The sequence below is a fragment of the Pseudonocardia sp. MH-G8 genome (assembly GCF_002262885.1).
Lineage (GTDB): Bacteria > Actinomycetota > Actinomycetes > Mycobacteriales > Pseudonocardiaceae > Pseudonocardia.
In genome coordinates, this window is record NZ_NKYF01000007.1 from 265,190 (window position 1) to 279,211 (window position 14,022).

13 protein-coding genes are annotated in these 14,022 nt (G+C 72.1%); 10 read left to right on the top strand and 3 right to left on the bottom strand.

The genetic code is table 11. The features are described from left to right. The first annotated feature begins 35 nt into the window (after nt 1–35). The 8 genes from CFP66_RS19250 (at nt 36) to CFP66_RS19285 (ending at nt 8,183) form a co-directional block, all read left to right on the top strand. Entirely contained in the window at nt 36–1,289 is a 1,254-nt protein-coding gene (locus CFP66_RS19250; protein ID WP_094926125.1) for a M20 family metallopeptidase, read from the top strand. Next, complete coding sequence (locus tag CFP66_RS19255; protein WP_094926126.1) at nt 1,289–2,113, top strand: IclR family transcriptional regulator; 825 nt, start codon at nt 1,289–1,291, stop codon at nt 2,111–2,113. Before CFP66_RS19250 ends, CFP66_RS19255 begins: the two co-directional genes overlap by 1 nt. Then, the gene (locus CFP66_RS19260; RefSeq protein WP_094926127.1) at nt 2,110–3,072 is read left to right on the top strand and encodes a thiamine pyrophosphate-dependent dehydrogenase E1 component subunit alpha; all 963 of its coding nucleotides are present in this window, start codon (nt 2,110–2,112) and stop codon (nt 3,070–3,072) included. Before CFP66_RS19255 ends, CFP66_RS19260 begins: the two co-directional genes overlap by 4 nt. Then, nucleotides 3,065–4,069: an alpha-ketoacid dehydrogenase subunit beta gene (locus tag CFP66_RS19265; protein WP_094926128.1), complete on the top strand. Its 1,005-nt coding sequence runs from the start codon at nt 3,065–3,067 to the stop codon at nt 4,067–4,069. Before CFP66_RS19260 ends, CFP66_RS19265 begins: the two co-directional genes overlap by 8 nt. After that, nucleotides 4,056–4,880 (top strand): acetoacetate decarboxylase family protein, encoded by an 825-nt coding sequence (locus CFP66_RS19270; protein WP_198961548.1) that lies wholly within the window; start codon nt 4,056–4,058, stop codon nt 4,878–4,880. Before CFP66_RS19265 ends, CFP66_RS19270 begins: the two co-directional genes overlap by 14 nt. 30 nt (nt 4,881–4,910) lie before the next feature. Next, nucleotides 4,911–6,245 carry an MFS transporter gene (locus CFP66_RS19275; protein ID WP_094926129.1) on the top strand — a complete coding sequence of 445 codons (1,335 nt, stop codon included), beginning with the start codon at nt 4,911–4,913 and terminating at the stop codon, nt 6,243–6,245. 412 nt (nt 6,246–6,657) lie between these two features. Then, nucleotides 6,658–7,065 carry a RidA family protein gene (locus CFP66_RS19280; RefSeq protein WP_094926131.1) on the top strand — a complete coding sequence of 136 codons (408 nt, stop codon included), beginning with the start codon at nt 6,658–6,660 and terminating at the stop codon, nt 7,063–7,065. Beyond that, complete coding sequence (locus CFP66_RS19285; protein WP_094926134.1) at nt 7,062–8,183, top strand: aminotransferase class V-fold PLP-dependent enzyme; 1,122 nt, start codon at nt 7,062–7,064, stop codon at nt 8,181–8,183. The genes CFP66_RS19280 and CFP66_RS19285 overlap by 4 nt, the downstream gene beginning before the upstream one ends. A 38-nt stretch (nt 8,184–8,221) precedes the next feature. Here CFP66_RS19285 and CFP66_RS19290 read toward each other — a convergent pair whose 3' ends face one another. Continuing rightward, nucleotides 8,222–10,384 (bottom strand): 2Fe-2S iron-sulfur cluster-binding protein, encoded by a 2,163-nt coding sequence (locus CFP66_RS19290; protein WP_233159547.1) that lies wholly within the window; start codon nt 10,382–10,384, stop codon nt 8,222–8,224. 32 nt (nt 10,385–10,416) lie between these two features. Further along, nucleotides 10,417–11,220 carry a siderophore-interacting protein gene (locus tag CFP66_RS19295; RefSeq protein ID WP_094926140.1) on the bottom strand — a complete coding sequence of 268 codons (804 nt, stop codon included), beginning with the start codon at nt 11,218–11,220 and terminating at the stop codon, nt 10,417–10,419. Nucleotides 11,221–11,321: 101 nt separating this feature from the next. On the opposite strand from CFP66_RS19295, the gene CFP66_RS19300 reads away from it, so the two are divergent. Beyond that, entirely contained in the window at nt 11,322–11,942 is a 621-nt protein-coding gene (locus CFP66_RS19300) for a TetR/AcrR family transcriptional regulator (RefSeq protein WP_094926143.1), read from the top strand. 205 nt (nt 11,943–12,147) lie between these two features. After that, nucleotides 12,148–12,951, top strand: coding sequence for an SAM-dependent methyltransferase (locus CFP66_RS19305; protein WP_094926146.1), 804 nt, complete (start codon nt 12,148–12,150; stop codon nt 12,949–12,951). A 112-nt stretch (nt 12,952–13,063) separates the two neighbouring features. On the opposite strand, the gene CFP66_RS19310 is transcribed toward CFP66_RS19305, so the two are convergent. Further along, the gene (locus tag CFP66_RS19310) at nt 13,064–13,963 is read right to left on the bottom strand and encodes a helix-turn-helix domain-containing protein (RefSeq protein ID WP_369805104.1); all 900 of its coding nucleotides are present in this window, start codon (nt 13,961–13,963) and stop codon (nt 13,064–13,066) included. Nucleotides 13,964–14,022 lie beyond the last annotated feature (59 nt).

Here is a 14,022-nt window from a genome sequence, read left to right on the forward strand (position 1 = left end):
CGAGCAGAAGGACCCGAGCAGAAGGAGCGCAGGCGATGGAGCCCACAGCGACGACGAGCACGGCAGCGGCCGCGGTCGACGCGGCGGTGCAGGCCATGGCGGATGAGCTGGCCGAGTCGGTCGCCGCGATGGTGCGCATCCCGAGCGTGTCGGGGCACGAGGACGACGTCGCCGGATGGTGCGCGGCGTGGATGGCCGAGCACGGCTGGGACGTCGACGAGCAACCCCTCTCCGGCACCGATCTCGCCGCGGGCGAGGAACGCGTCGGGATGCGCCGCAACGTGATCGGTTACCCGCTCGGCAGGCCGGCGCCGGGTGATCCCGTGCTCGCCCTGAACGGCCACATCGACGTCGTCCCGCCGGGCGACGACGAGGACTGGGAATTCCCGCCTTTCGCGGGGGCACGCAGGGACGGGGTCGTGCACGGCCGCGGCAGCACGGACATGAAGGGTGGCATCGGAGCCGGTCTGATCGCGGCGGAGGCGGTGCGCGCCACGGGGATCCGGCCCACGCACACCCCGGTCGTCCACCTGGTGCTCGGCGAGGAGACCACGGGGGTCGGCACCCGGCTCGCGCTGCGCGAGCTCGGCGCGCCCACCGCGGTGATCGTGCTGGAACCGACGGGCAACCAGATCGTCCCGGTGTCGACGGGCCTGCAGTTCTTCGAGGTGCAGGTACCGGGCCGGGCCGCGCACACCTCGGCGCCGTGGCGCGGGGTCGACGCGCTCGCCAGGATCCTCCCGCTGCGCGAAGCCCTGCTGCGGCTCGCCGACGGGCGCTCCGCCGGCTACCGCCACCCACTGTTCGCCCACGTGCCGACCGCGATCCCGTTCGCGATCGGCCGGCTGCACGCCGGTGAGTACCAGGCCTCCGTCCCGGCGAAGGCGACGATGGCGGGACGCATCGGGCTGCGGCCGGGCGAGGCCGTCGAGGACGTCCGCGCCGCGGTGCACGCGGCGCTCGCGGCCGCGGCAGCGAGCGACCCGGACGAGGTCGAGCTGCCGCACCGGCTGCGCTGGCTCGGCGACGCCTACCCCGGCTGGGAGACGCCCGCCGACGCGCCACTGGTGACCGCCCTGCACGACGCCGCCGTCGCCGTCGACGGGCACGCCGTCCACATCGGGTTCACGGCGGGCACGGACACCGGCCAGTACGCCGCGCTCGGCGCGGCAGCCGCGATCTTCGGGCCGGGTGACGCGACGCTGGCCCACACCAGTGCGGAGCACGTCGCCGAGGCCGACCTGGTGCGGGCCGCGCGGACGTTGGCCGCGGCGATGGTCGGGCTCTGATGGGGCGCCCCGAACCCGAGGACACCGACGTCCTGCTCACCCTCCAACGGGGCATGCGGGTGTTCGAGCATCTCGTCCAGGCCGGTCCGCAGACGGCGAAGCAGCTGGCCAGTGCGCTCGGCCTGCGGCTCGGGTCGTGCTACCACGTCCTGCGCACGCTCGTCGCCGACGGTTACGCCGAGCGCGACGCCGAAGGTCGCTACCGGATCGGCGCGCGGACGTTCGCGCTCGGGCGGCACCTGCAGCAGCGCAACGCCGTGGCCCCCGAGCTGTCGGTGATCCTCACCCGGCTGCACAACGCCAGCGGCGAGACGTCCTACATCTCGCAGTGGCGGGACGGCGCCGTGGTGCTCTCGCAGTTCCTCACCGGCAACCGTCCGATCCGCGTCGGCAACCTGGAGATCGGCTACTGCGGTGACATGCACGCCAGGGCCTCCTGCAAGGCCGTGCTCGCATCCCTGCCCGTCGAGCAGGTCGACACGATCTTCGCCGGGCTGACGCTGCGCCGGCTCACCCCGGGCACCGTCACCGACTACGACGAGCTGACCGTCGAGCTGGCCGCCATCCGGCGGCAGGGCTACGCGGTCGACAGGGAGGAGTTCGCCGTCGACGTCTGCTGCGTCGCGGCGCCCTTCTTCGGCGCGGACGGCGCCCCGCGCGGCTCGTTCACCGTCTCCGTCCCCCATGAGCGGTTCGGCCGGGACCGGGACCGGCTGCTGTACCGGGTGCGGGAGGCCGCCGACATGGCGACCTCGCTGCTGCGGTCCGGCCGGCTCGTGGTCCCCGACGATCCCACGCACGAGCAGAAAGCGACCGTCCGATGACGACACGGAGTACGAAGGAGCTGGTCGATCACCTGCGGGTGATGTACCGGATCAGGTTCACCGAGGAGACGATCGCCGCCTTGCGCGCCGCGGGCGACGTCGTCGGCTCGGTACACCTGTGCAACGGCCAGGAAGCCGTCTACACCGGGGCCGTCGCGGCTCTGGACCTGGCCGTGGACGCCGTGTTCCCGACCTACCGCGGGCACGGCTGGGCGATCGCCTGCGGGGTACCCCCGCGCGCTGTGCTCGCCGAGCTGCTCGGCAGGGCGGGTGGGATCAACGGCGGGCGCGGCGGGTCGGCTTACTTCACCGCCCCCGACCACGGCATGTTCGGCGAGAACTCGATCGTCGGCGCGGGTGCCCCGATCGCCTGCGGCGCGGCGCTGTCGGCGACGTTCGACGGCTCCGGCCGGGTCGCGCTCGCCGCGTTCGGTGAGGGTGCGATGAACCAGGGCGCCGTGCACGAGGCGATGAACTTCGCCGCGGCCCGGTCGCTCCCGGTGATCTTCCTGGTCGAGAACAACGCCTACTCGGAGCTGACGCCGACCGACACGATGGTGCGCAACGACCAGCTGTTCCGGCGCGCCGCCGGCTACGGCATGCCGGGGGCTCGCGTCGACGGCAACGATCCCGTCGCCGTCGCCGACGCGGTCGGCAAGGTCCTCGAGCGGGCCCGCGCCGGGCGCGGTCCGGCGCTGCTGGAGGCGATGACCCAGCGGATCGTCGGGCACTACATCGGCGACGCCCAGCACTACCGGCCCGCGGGCGAGCTGGATGCCGCGCTCGAGGCCGAGCCGATCGGGCGCGCCGAGCGGGCCCTGCGCGCCACCGGCGTTGCGGCGGCGGAACTCGACGCGGTGCGCGCCGCCGTTCGCACGGAGCTCGAGGTCGCCGCCGCGGAGGCGCTCGCCGAGCCACTTGCCGACCCCACCACCGTCCTGGAGCACCTGCATGCCTGACGAGCAGCGACTCACCTACGCCGGCGCCGTGAACGCCGCCCTCGACCGCGCGCTGGCGCAGCGACCGGAGACCCTGCTGTACGGCGAGGACGTCGGCATTCCCGGCGGGGTCTTCGGCGTCACGAAGGGCCTGCACAAGCGGTTCGGCGACCGGGTCTTCGACACCCCGATCTCCGAGTCGGCGATCCTCGGCAGCGCTGTCGGCGCGGCCATGTTCGGCAGGCGCCCGATCGTCGAGATCATGTGGGCGGACTTCGCGCTCGTGGCGTTCGACCAGATCGTCAACCAGGCCGCGAACGTCCGCTACGTGTCCCGCGGCCGGCTGTCCGCGCCACTGACGATCCGTACCCAGCAGGGCAACGCGCCCGGTGCGTGCGCCCAGCACTCCCAGTGCCTCGAGGCGCTGTTCGCGCACGTCCCGGGCATCACCGTCGCGATGCCCGCCACCCACCAGGACGCCCACGACCTCCTGCTCGCGGCGATCTGGCACGACGACCCGACCGTGGTGATCGAGAACCGCACGCTCTACCACGGCGAGAAGCGCGCCGTCCGGCTCGGCGGGCCCGTGCCCGGGATCGGCGGCGCCGCGATCCGCCGCCCCGGCACCGACGTCACGGTCGTGACATGGGGCGCCATCCAGCACGCGGTGCTCGACGCCGCGCGGCAGGCCGCGACGGAAGGCATCGACGCCGAGGTGATCGATCTGCGGTGGATCCGACCGATCGACCTGCCGACGGTGCTCGCCAGCCTGCGCCGGACGGGGCGGCTGCTCGTCGTGCACGAGGCGCACACGGTCGGCGGAGTCGGCGGGGAGATCGTCGCCGCGGTCGCCGAGGCGGGGGTCCGGCTCGCGACGCCGCCCGTGCGGCTCGGCGCACCCCCGGCGCGGATCCCGGCGGCGCCGCACCTCGCCGCCGCGGTGTTGCCCGGCACGGCAGGTGTGCTCGGCGCGCTGCGCGGTCTCGCCGGCGACGGGGTGCACGGTGCCGTCGCCTGAACGGCCGGTGCACACCGGGGTGCGTGCCGCGGCGATGCCGGTGTTCGCCCCGCTGTTCCAACCCGGCACCGAGGAGGTGACGGTCCGCTGGCTCACCGTCCACGTGCCGGTCGCGGCGGAGGTGAGCGACGCCGTCCTCCCGCAGGGACTGACGTCGGCGGCCGAGCCGACCGTCGGGCTCTGGATCGCCGAGTTCATCGGAGCCGAGTTCCACTCGGTGTCCGGGGTGGAGCGGCGGCCGAGCTACCTGCAGGGCGGGCTGTCGCTGCGCTGCCGCCGGGACGGCGGTGCCGACGGCGCATACGCCCTGCTCACCTACGTCGCCGGGCTCAACCACGGCATCCTCGGCCGCGAGCTGTTCGGCCTGCCGAAGAAGCAGCTCCGGTCGGTCACGCTCGACGAGGAAGCGGGCAGGCTGCGGTTCGCCATGACGTCGGCGCTCGGAGAGCCCCTGGTGGCGGGGGAGGCCGAGCTCGGCCCGACCGCCCATGCGGCACCGGCGCCGGACTGGTTCCGCCGGCACTTCACCGTCAAGGCCATCCCCAGCGCCGAGGGACCAGGCACGGACGGCCCCGCGTTCGACGTCTGCAAGCTCGTGGAGATCCCGTGGCGGATGACCGACGCCGCCCCCGTCAGGGGCGGGGCGGCGAGCCTCGTCTGGGGCGGCGGATCGAGCGACCCGCTGCACCTCTTCGCACCCACGCAGCCGCCGAGCGCCCGGTACGGCACCGCCCGCCTCGGCATCGACTACGGGAAGTACCTGGCGGACGTCGAGCCGCCCCACGCCTTCGGGCGGCCCTCGTGGGGCTAGCGGCCCCACTCCGTCATCACGGGAGCACACATGAGCAACGACGCCATCGCTTCACCACCGGACACCACGGGGGGCCTGACCCCCGGCCAGCTGCGCACCATCGTCGCGGCCTGCATCGGCAACTTCCTCGAGTGGTACGAGTTCGTCCTCTACGGCTATTTCGCCGCCGTCTTCGCGACGCTGTACTTCCCCCAGGAGGACCAGAGCGTCGGTTTGATGGCCGCGTTCCTGGTGTTCGGGATCAGCTTCGTGATCCGCCCGATCGGCGGGTTGTTCTTCGGCTACGTCGGTGACCGGTTCGGACGCAAGGTGGCGCTGTCGACGATCATCCTGATGATCTCGTTCGCGACCGCCCTGATGGGTCTGGTGCCGCCCTACGCGGCGATCGGCGTGGCGGCCCCGGTCCTCATCTTCCTGCTCCGGCTCGTGCAGGGGGTGTCCGCGGGCGGGGAGTGGATGGGTGCCGTCGCCTACATCATCGAGACCTCGCCCGCGCGGCGGCGGGCCTGGTACGGCAGCTTCCAGACGATCACGATCGTGGTCGGGATGCTCGTCGCGGCCGTCGTGTCGCTGCTCGTCACGTCCGGACTGGACGAGGAGCAGGTGCTGGCGTGGGGCTGGCGGATCCCGTTCCTCGTCGCACTACCGCTCGGCCTGATCGGGCTGTACATGCGGATGAAGCTCGCCGAGCCCGAGGAGTTCGTGCAGGCGTCCGGGGAAGCCACCGCGACGCGCTCCCCGCTGATCGCCGTGCTGCGCCACCACTGGCGCTCCGTCCTGCTCGTCGCCGGCCTCGTGTGCTCGCCGACCATGTGCACGTACGTGCTGCTCGTGTGGGGCCCGACGTTCTTCGCCACGGAACTCGGCTACGCCGACGGGGCGGCACGCACCATCGGCCTGGTCGGGATGGTCGTCCTGATCGGTCTCGTCCCGCTGCTCGCGCGCTCGTGCGACCGGCTGGGTCGCCGTCCGTTCGTGCTCTTCGGATCGCTCGCCGTCATCGTCACGACGCCGATCGGGTTCCTGCTGGTGCACACCGGGAACACGGTCGTCGCCGTGCTCGGCATCGCGCTGATCCTGCTGGGCGACGCGATGATGCTCGCCGCCCAGCCCGCGCTGTTCGCCGAACTGTTCCCGACCGCGCAGCGCTACAGCGGTCTGGCGATCGGCTACAACCTCGGCGTCGTGCTGTTCGGCGGCCTCGGCCCGCTGGTGGCGCAGGCGCTGGTGGCGTGGAGCGGCTCGTCGTGGTCGCCCGCCTGGTACCTGATGGGTGGGGCCGTGATCTCGCTGATCGCCGCGGTCCTGACGCCCGAGACGCTCGGGGTGCGGCTGCGCTCCGGTGTGGTGGCCGAGCATGCCTGAGCCGCCGGCGTCCGGGCTGCCGGCCACGATGCGGGCACTGGTCCACGCCGGAGCACCCGCGCATCCTCGGCAGCGCGGCGCCCGGCACGTTCGCCGAGTACGTCGCGGTCCCGGTCGACTGCCTCGCCGCGGTACCCGCGCACCTGACCCCGGCGGACGCGGGCGCGCTCGACCTCGCGGCGGTCACCGCCTACCGCGCTGTTCACCGTGGGTGAGCATCCGCGGCACGTCGATGGGTAGTGCGCAGGAGTTCGCCGCCATGGTGGACCTCGTCGCGGCGCGGGATCCGGCCGGTCGTCGGGAGTGTGCGACCGCCGGCGGACGGGCCCGCGGTGTTCGCGGAGAGCGTCGCGGCGACGGGATTCGGGAAGACGGTGCTCGCCGTCGGAACGCGATCACACGAGGAGACGGGATGACGGTGCGGAAGTGGAACCCGGAGGGCATGGCTCCGCCGGTCGGTGCGTACAGCCACGTGAGCGTCCCGCCGCCGGGCACGCGGCTCGCGTTCGTGTCGGGACAGGTCGGGGCTGCGCCGGACGGGACGATCCTCGCGGGTTGTGCCGCGCAGACCACGCAGACCTTCGCCAACATCGAACGCATCCTCGACGAGTTGGGTGCAACACCCGCCGACGTCGTCAAGCTGTTCACGATGCTGGTGGGGGAGGGTGCGTTCGCCGAGTTCGCGGTCGCGCGCACCGAGGTGTTCGACCGCTGGTACCCCGACGGGCGCTTCCCCGCGCACTCGGCCGCGATCGTGGCGGGCCTGGCGACACGGGAGATCCTGGTCGAGATCGAGGCGGTCGTGGCGGTGCGCGAGTGACGAGCGGGGTCGGGCGGGGAGGCCTCACGTCGGCCGCGTTCCGCGCCCGCTTCCCGGCGCTGGCGAGGCTGCACTGGTTGGACACGCCCGGTGCGCCGCCGGGGGAGCGCTCGGTGCTGGCCGCGGTTCGCGCGGAGCTGGACGCGGTCGAGCGGGGTGAGTCGGACTGGGAGCAGCTCGACCGGGCGCCCGACCTGGCCAGAACGGCGTTCGCCGAGCTGCTCGGTGTCGCGGCCGTCGACGTCGCGGTCGTCGGGTCGCTGGCGGAGGCTGCGGCCACCGTCGCGCGGCACCGCCCGCCTGGTGTCGCGCTGCTGGCCGCCGACGAGTTCCAGAGCCTGCTGTTCCCGTTCCTCGCCGAACGGTCGCCCGAGCGGGCGGTCACGCTGGCCGTCGCGCGTCCCGGGCAGTCACGGGCGGAGGCGCTGCTCGCGGCGATGACGCCCGACGTCCGGCTCGTCGCCGTCAGCGAGACGACGACGCTGGACGGTGAGCGGATGCCGATCGGTGCGCTGCGCGAGCGGGCCGACGAGATCGGCGCCGAGCTCTTCGTCAACGCCACCCAGAGCCTCGGTGTGCTCGACCCCGCGATCGCGACCCACCGCCCCGACTACCTGGCCGTTCACGGCTACAAGTGGCTGCTCGCCCCTCGCGGTGCCGCATGGCTGTACGCCGCGCCGCACGCGGGGAGCAGGCTGCGCTCGATCGCGCCCGGCTGGAAGACGCCCGCGGAGCCGGGTGCGCTCACCGGGGGACGGCCGGCCACCGACGGCCCGCTCGGGCGCTGCGACACCGGGCGCGCCTGGCTGCCGTGGGTGGGGGCGGAGGCTGCACTGCGCGTCATCGCCGCACTCGACCCGCCGACCGTCGAGGCGCACTGCCTCGGGCTGGCGGAGGCGTTCGAGGCCGGGGCCGTGGAGCAGGGCGCGGTGCCACTGCGCCGCGGCCCCGGCTCGCACATCAGGGTCGTGCGCGTGCCCGACCCCTCCCGAGTGGCCGCGGCACTGGAGGCACGCCGCGTGCGGGCCAGGATCACCGTGGACCGGCTGCGGATCGGCGTGCACTACTTCACGGACGAGTCGGATGTCGAGGCCGCGCTGGACGCCCTTCGCGACTGACGCCTCAGCACCCGCCGGGACTTCCTCCTGCTGGGGCGTCAGGCGGTCTGCTGTCCCGAACCTGGATCGTCGCCGACGTCGGCGATGTCCAGGGTCACCGTCGACAGCGGGCAGCCCACGCAGGTCAGGACGTAGCCGTCGGCCTCCTGCTGCGGCGTCAGGCAGTTCGGCCCGTTCATCGCGACCTTCCCGCCGCGCAGCGTCACCATGCAGTCCCCGCAGTTGCCGACCGTGCAGGAGTACGGCATCGGCAGCCCCGCCGCGAGCCCGGCGTCGAGGAGCGTCTGGCCGGGCTCGACCACCACCGAGCCGACCTCGTGCGCCCCGTCCTCGACGATCATCTCCTGCGGCCCGGCGGTGGTGGCGGTGGTGTCCGCCCCGCTGGTGTAGCGCTCCTGGTGCACGCGGTCGTCCGGCACGCCGCGGTCGGTCAGGACGCCCCGGACCGTGTCCATCAGCGCCTCGGGGCCGCACAGGTAGTACCGGGCGTCCTCGGCCGGCGCCTGCTCCGCGAGCCAGTCGTGCACCCCCGCAGCGTCGAGCCGTCCACGCTCCTGCGTCAGGACGTGCGTGACCGACAGCCGTTCCGGGTGCTCGTCCTCCAGCCGGAGGAGCTCGTCGGCGAAGATGATCTCCCCGGCGCTGCGGCTGCTGTGGTGCAGCGCGATCCGGCCGGCCCCCGGGCCCGCGAGGATGGTGCGGATCATGCTCATCATCGGCGTGACACCACTGCCCGCGGAGACCAGGACGAGGTCGTGCGCCGCCGCCGGATCGGCGTGGAAAGCCCCGGACGGACCGCGCAGCGACAGCCGGTCCCCGGCGCGCAGCTTCCGGTGGACGTGGGTCGAGAACCGGCCGTCGCCGACGTGCTTGACCGTGACCTCCAGCCGCGGTGCCCCGGGCGCCGACGACGCGGAGTAGGCGCGCCGCACCGGTCGGCCGTCGATGTCCGCGACCAGGGTGAAGAACTGCCCGGCCCGGAAGTCGAAGGAGCCGGGATGCGCGGCGTCTTCCAACACGAGGGTGACCGCGCTCGGTGTCTCCCGGCGCACCTCGGCGATCCGCACCTCCCGCAACGGGTTCTCCACCGCGGGACCGCTCATCCGCCCTCGACGCAGCGCGTCGACCTCGACGTCGTCGTAGCCCTCCTTCTGCAGCCCGGACCGGTAGGCGCGGTTCACCGCCAGCCGCATCATCCGGCTGATCCCGGGGATCCCCGCGACGAACTCGACCACGCGAGCGAGCAGGCCTCCCCGGGCGCCGGCCTGGTTCGCTGCCAGGTTCGCGGCGAGGTGCTCGGTGGCCAGGGCCATCAGGTCCGGCGCGGTGCCGCGCCCGAGATGCGTGGTCGGGCTCCACACCCGCGAGCGCATCACGGCGTCGTTGGCGCTCACCTCGGCGTGTTCGACGTCGATGAGCAGCGCCGCGTGCGGGGACGTCCCGCGCAGCGCCATCGTCTCCAGCAGCGCGGGATCGTCGGTGATCGAGCCCCGTCCTCTGACGTGCAGCACGCCGGACCGTCCCGGGACGAGAGCGGCGAACGAGAGCCGGTCGTCCTGGAGGAGGTTGTGGAGGCTGTCCGCGCGTTTGTTGCCCTTGCGATCCGGGATGGCCAGCGTCCGGCCGTCGAGGATCCGAACCACGGTATGCCGGTCGCCGCGCGGGCTGGTGTCGCTGCCGCCCGACCCGTCCCATGTGGACAGGGCGAGGAACGGGGCGGCGGCGAGGAACTCGGCGACGCCGGGTCCGCGCAGCGGCCCCGCGCCCTCGACCTCGGTCGCAGGCGCGGCGGCAGCGGCGGGATTCCACAGTCCTGAGCGGATGACGGCCTGCGCGCAGTGCACGTACGCCTCGTCGACGTCCACGAACGTCTGCGCACCCTTCCGGTCGGCCACGGATCCGTTGACGCGCAACGTCTCCCCGACGCCCGGCAGGAGGAAGACGAACGACACCGGGCCGTGCGCCTCGCCGTCGGGCACGGTGAACGAGATGCGCGTGGGGGAGTGGACGCGCACGAATCCCGGTGTGCCGCCGATGAACGTCGTGCGGCTGACGCCGTCGGCGTCGCGGTGGCCGAAGCCGGCGAGCGGGCTGTTCGCCAGGATGGTCCGGCAGCCCTCGTCGAGGGCGCTGATCTGCTTCAGCAGGATCATCGAGGGCGGCCGCCCCAGGGCGGCCTCGACCTCGTCGGCCGTCGTCATGCGGTGGAGGGTGCTCACCTGCATCGGTCTCCTCATCCCGGTGCCGACCAGCCGTGCCGCCAGTACCCCGCGAACGAGATGTCCGGCTTCGGCACGCCGCGGTCGTCGACGAGGTGTCGCCGCACCGACGTGGCCAGCCGGGACTCGCCCGCGACCCACGCGTAGACGCGGCCGGGCGGCATCGCCGCGCGACGGACCGCGGCCAGCACGACGGCTCCCGGTCGGTCGTCGGCCGCGTCGTCGCGGCTGAACCAGTGGATCCGCACCCCGGGCGGCGACACCACATCACGCACGTCGGCCCGGGTCGCCACTTCCAGGTAGACCTCTGCGGTCAGCGACGGCGGCGCCTGGTCGAGGATCGCCAGGACGGCCGGCAGCGCGGTCTCGTCGCCGACGAGCAGTTGCCACTGCGCCTGCTCCGGCGGCCGGTACGTGGTGCCCATGTCGAAGATGCCTGCCCGGTCCCCGGGCCGCACCCGGCGCACCCACGACGACATGGGGGAGTCACCGTGCAGGGCGAACTCGATGTCGACCTCGTCCTCGGCGGGGCGGGCGCGGCGGATCGTCATGTTCCGCACGTACGGGCGGACCGACTTCGGCATCAGCAGCACCTGGGCCATCCACGCCTCGTTCGACGCGGTGGGCATCCGCAGCGCGGTCTGGCCCTCGCGCGGGAAGAACAGCCGGACCGTCTGATCGCCGCCGGCCACGACCAGATCCTGCAGCGCCGGGCCGGCGAGGGTGAGGCTCGCGAAGCCCGGCGTCAGCGACTCGCGGCGGCGCACCTCCAGCGTGATCATCTTGCGCGCCTTGGGCAGGCTGACCTTCGGGATCACGAGACGCCACCCGGCGTATTGTCTTCGCAGCTCATAGCACTATTGTGAGTAATAGCTCAGGTATTTGCTACTCGCTTTCGCCGCCCTCGAGGAGGACCAGGATGCCGTCGGTCGACCGACGCTTGGAGCCACGTCGCAAGCCCCGTCAGGTGCGCGCCGAGCTCACGCGCGAGCGCATCCTCACCGCGGCTGCTCACGTTTTCGCCGAGCACGGCTACGCCGCCGGCACCACCAACCGCATCGCCGAGCGCGCCCGCATCTCCATCGGCTCGCTGTACCAGTACTTCCCGAACAAGGACGCCATCCTCGCCGAGCTCCTGGTCCAGCACCTCGACCGCGGCACCTGGACGGGCGCCGACGAGCTCGACCTCTCACCCGGGACGCTGGAGGCGACGGTCCGGGCGCTCATCCGCGACGCGATCGACAACCACAGCGACGATCCGCGGCTGCTCCGGGTGATGATCGAGGAGGCACCGGTCTCCCAGGAGTTGCTCGACACGATCGACCGGCACGCGAAGCTGCGCACGGCCCAGGTCCGCGACGTCGTCGTCGGGCACCCCGACGTCCGCGTCGGCGACCCCGACGTCGCCGCGGAGCTCATCCTGTTCACCGTGGAGACGAACACGCACAAGTTCATGGCCGCTCCACGCAGCACCTCCGTCGAGACGTTCGAGAGCGAGCTGGTCGCCATGGTGACCCGCTACCTGCGCGGAGACCTGTAGCCGCGGAACGCCGGCCCGGAGTCGTCATACAAGTCAGCCGGTGTCTCCAATCGGGTAAGGAGGAGCGAGTCCATGGACGACGCCTCGCGACCGTGACGAGTGCCGGACCGATGACCGAAAAGAAGGCCCGCGACGAGACATCCAGATGTGTGATCATGTAGCCTCTGGAGGGCCTACTGACACAGAGAGTGAGTGCGTCAACGACATGAGCAGCGAGTTCTCTAGCTCGGGCACGGGGCCGGCAGTCGACGAGTCCGTTCCGCACTCGGCGCGGATCTGGAACTACTGGCAGGGCGGCAAGGACTACTACGCCGTCGACAAAGAGGCCGGTGACCAGTACATCGCGACGTTCCCCGGAATCGTCGACATCGCGAAGAGCATGCGCTACTTCCTGGTGCGGAGCGTCCGCTTCCTGGCCGGGGAGGCCGGAGTCTCGCAGTTCCTGGACATCGGCACCGGGCTGCCGACGAACGACAACACCCACCAGATCGCCCAGCAGGTGAATCCGGCGGCCCGCATCGTCTACGTCGACAACGACCCCACCGTGCTGGCGCACGCCCGCGCCTTGCTGACCAGTACCCCCGAGGGGGTCACCACCTACATCGACACCAACATGAGCGACACGGCGGTGGTCCTGTCCGAGGCCGCGAAGACGCTGGACCTCTCCCAGCCCGTCGCAGTCACCATCAACGGCGTCGTCGGCCACACCAACGATTACGATGTGGCTCTGGGGATCGTGCGGGGCGTATTGGACGGACTTGCCCCGGGCAGCTATCTGGCTTTTTCCGACTCCACCACCGAGGACGAGGCGTTCAAGCAGGCCCAGGCGGGTTATGACGACACCGGTGCGGTCCCGTACAAGCTGTGGACGCCGGAGGAGATGGCCGGCTTCTTCGAGGGCCTGGAGTTGGTGGAGCCCGGTCTGGTGAGCATCCCGCTGTGGCGTCCCGAGCCCGGCGACGTCCCCAAGGACCTGCCCACGCTCGCGGGCGTGGGTCGCAAGCCCTAGCGCACACACGTACGGGGCGGCGCCTTGCGAGGCGCCGCCCCGTACGTGTGTTCAGCCCACCGGCAACGTTCGTGGTCCCCGTGCCGGTGGGTTCAGATCGGTGGCCGACGCCTCAGAGCGCGTCGCGTGCGGACGTGATCAGCTCGGTGGAGCGCTGGGGCGTCAGGGCTCCGGCCGCCAGCCGGTTCATGATCTGCAGATAGCTCTTCACCTCGACGTCCCTGTTCAGGTACAGGGCGCTGTTGAGCTGCTCGAGGTAGACGATGTCGGGGAGATCGGGTTCCGCGAACCGCAGCAGGGTGAACGGGCCGCCGACCGCCGCGACATCGCTGCGGTCGAAGGGCACGACCTGCACGGTGACGTGCTGCCGCCTGCCGGCCTCGAGGATGTGGTCGAGCTGCTCGCGCATCACCTGCCGACCACCCAGCTTCCGGAGCAGTACCGCCTCATCGATCACCGCCCAGTAGTCGGGGGGCTCCGGCATGTGGAGCAACTGCTGGCGGTGCATCCTCAGCTCGACGCGCTTGCCGACCTCACCGGGGCGGACGGTCTCACCCATGTTGACCACCGCGTTGGCGTAGGCCTCCGTCTGCAGCAGGCCCGGTACGTACTGGGCCTCGTAGGTGCGGATGATCGTGGCGGCCTGTTCCAACCCGACGTAGGTGGAGAACCAGTCCGGCATGGTGTCGTTGTAATGGTGCCACCAGCCCGGTTCGTTGGCCTGTTCGGCCAGGTTCAGGAGCAGGTCCCGGGCCGATCCCTCGGCGAGGCCGTACATGGACAGGAGGTCGGCGACGTCCCGCGGCTTGAAACCGACCCGGCCCGACTCGATGCGGCTCATCTTCGCTTCGGAACCGCGGATTGTGTAGGCGGCCGTCTCGCGGGTGATGCCGCTCGCTTCACGAAGCCGACGAAGCTGGGCGCCGACCAGGATGCGCAAAACCGTGGGACCGCCCCGAGCTTCGGCGAACCCACCGCCAGGCGGATCGTCCTCCTGGTCGTCGGCCATCATCACCCCCCGAGAAGACCGCGGATCCCGCGTATCAGACCACACCGTACCGCGGGCTTTGC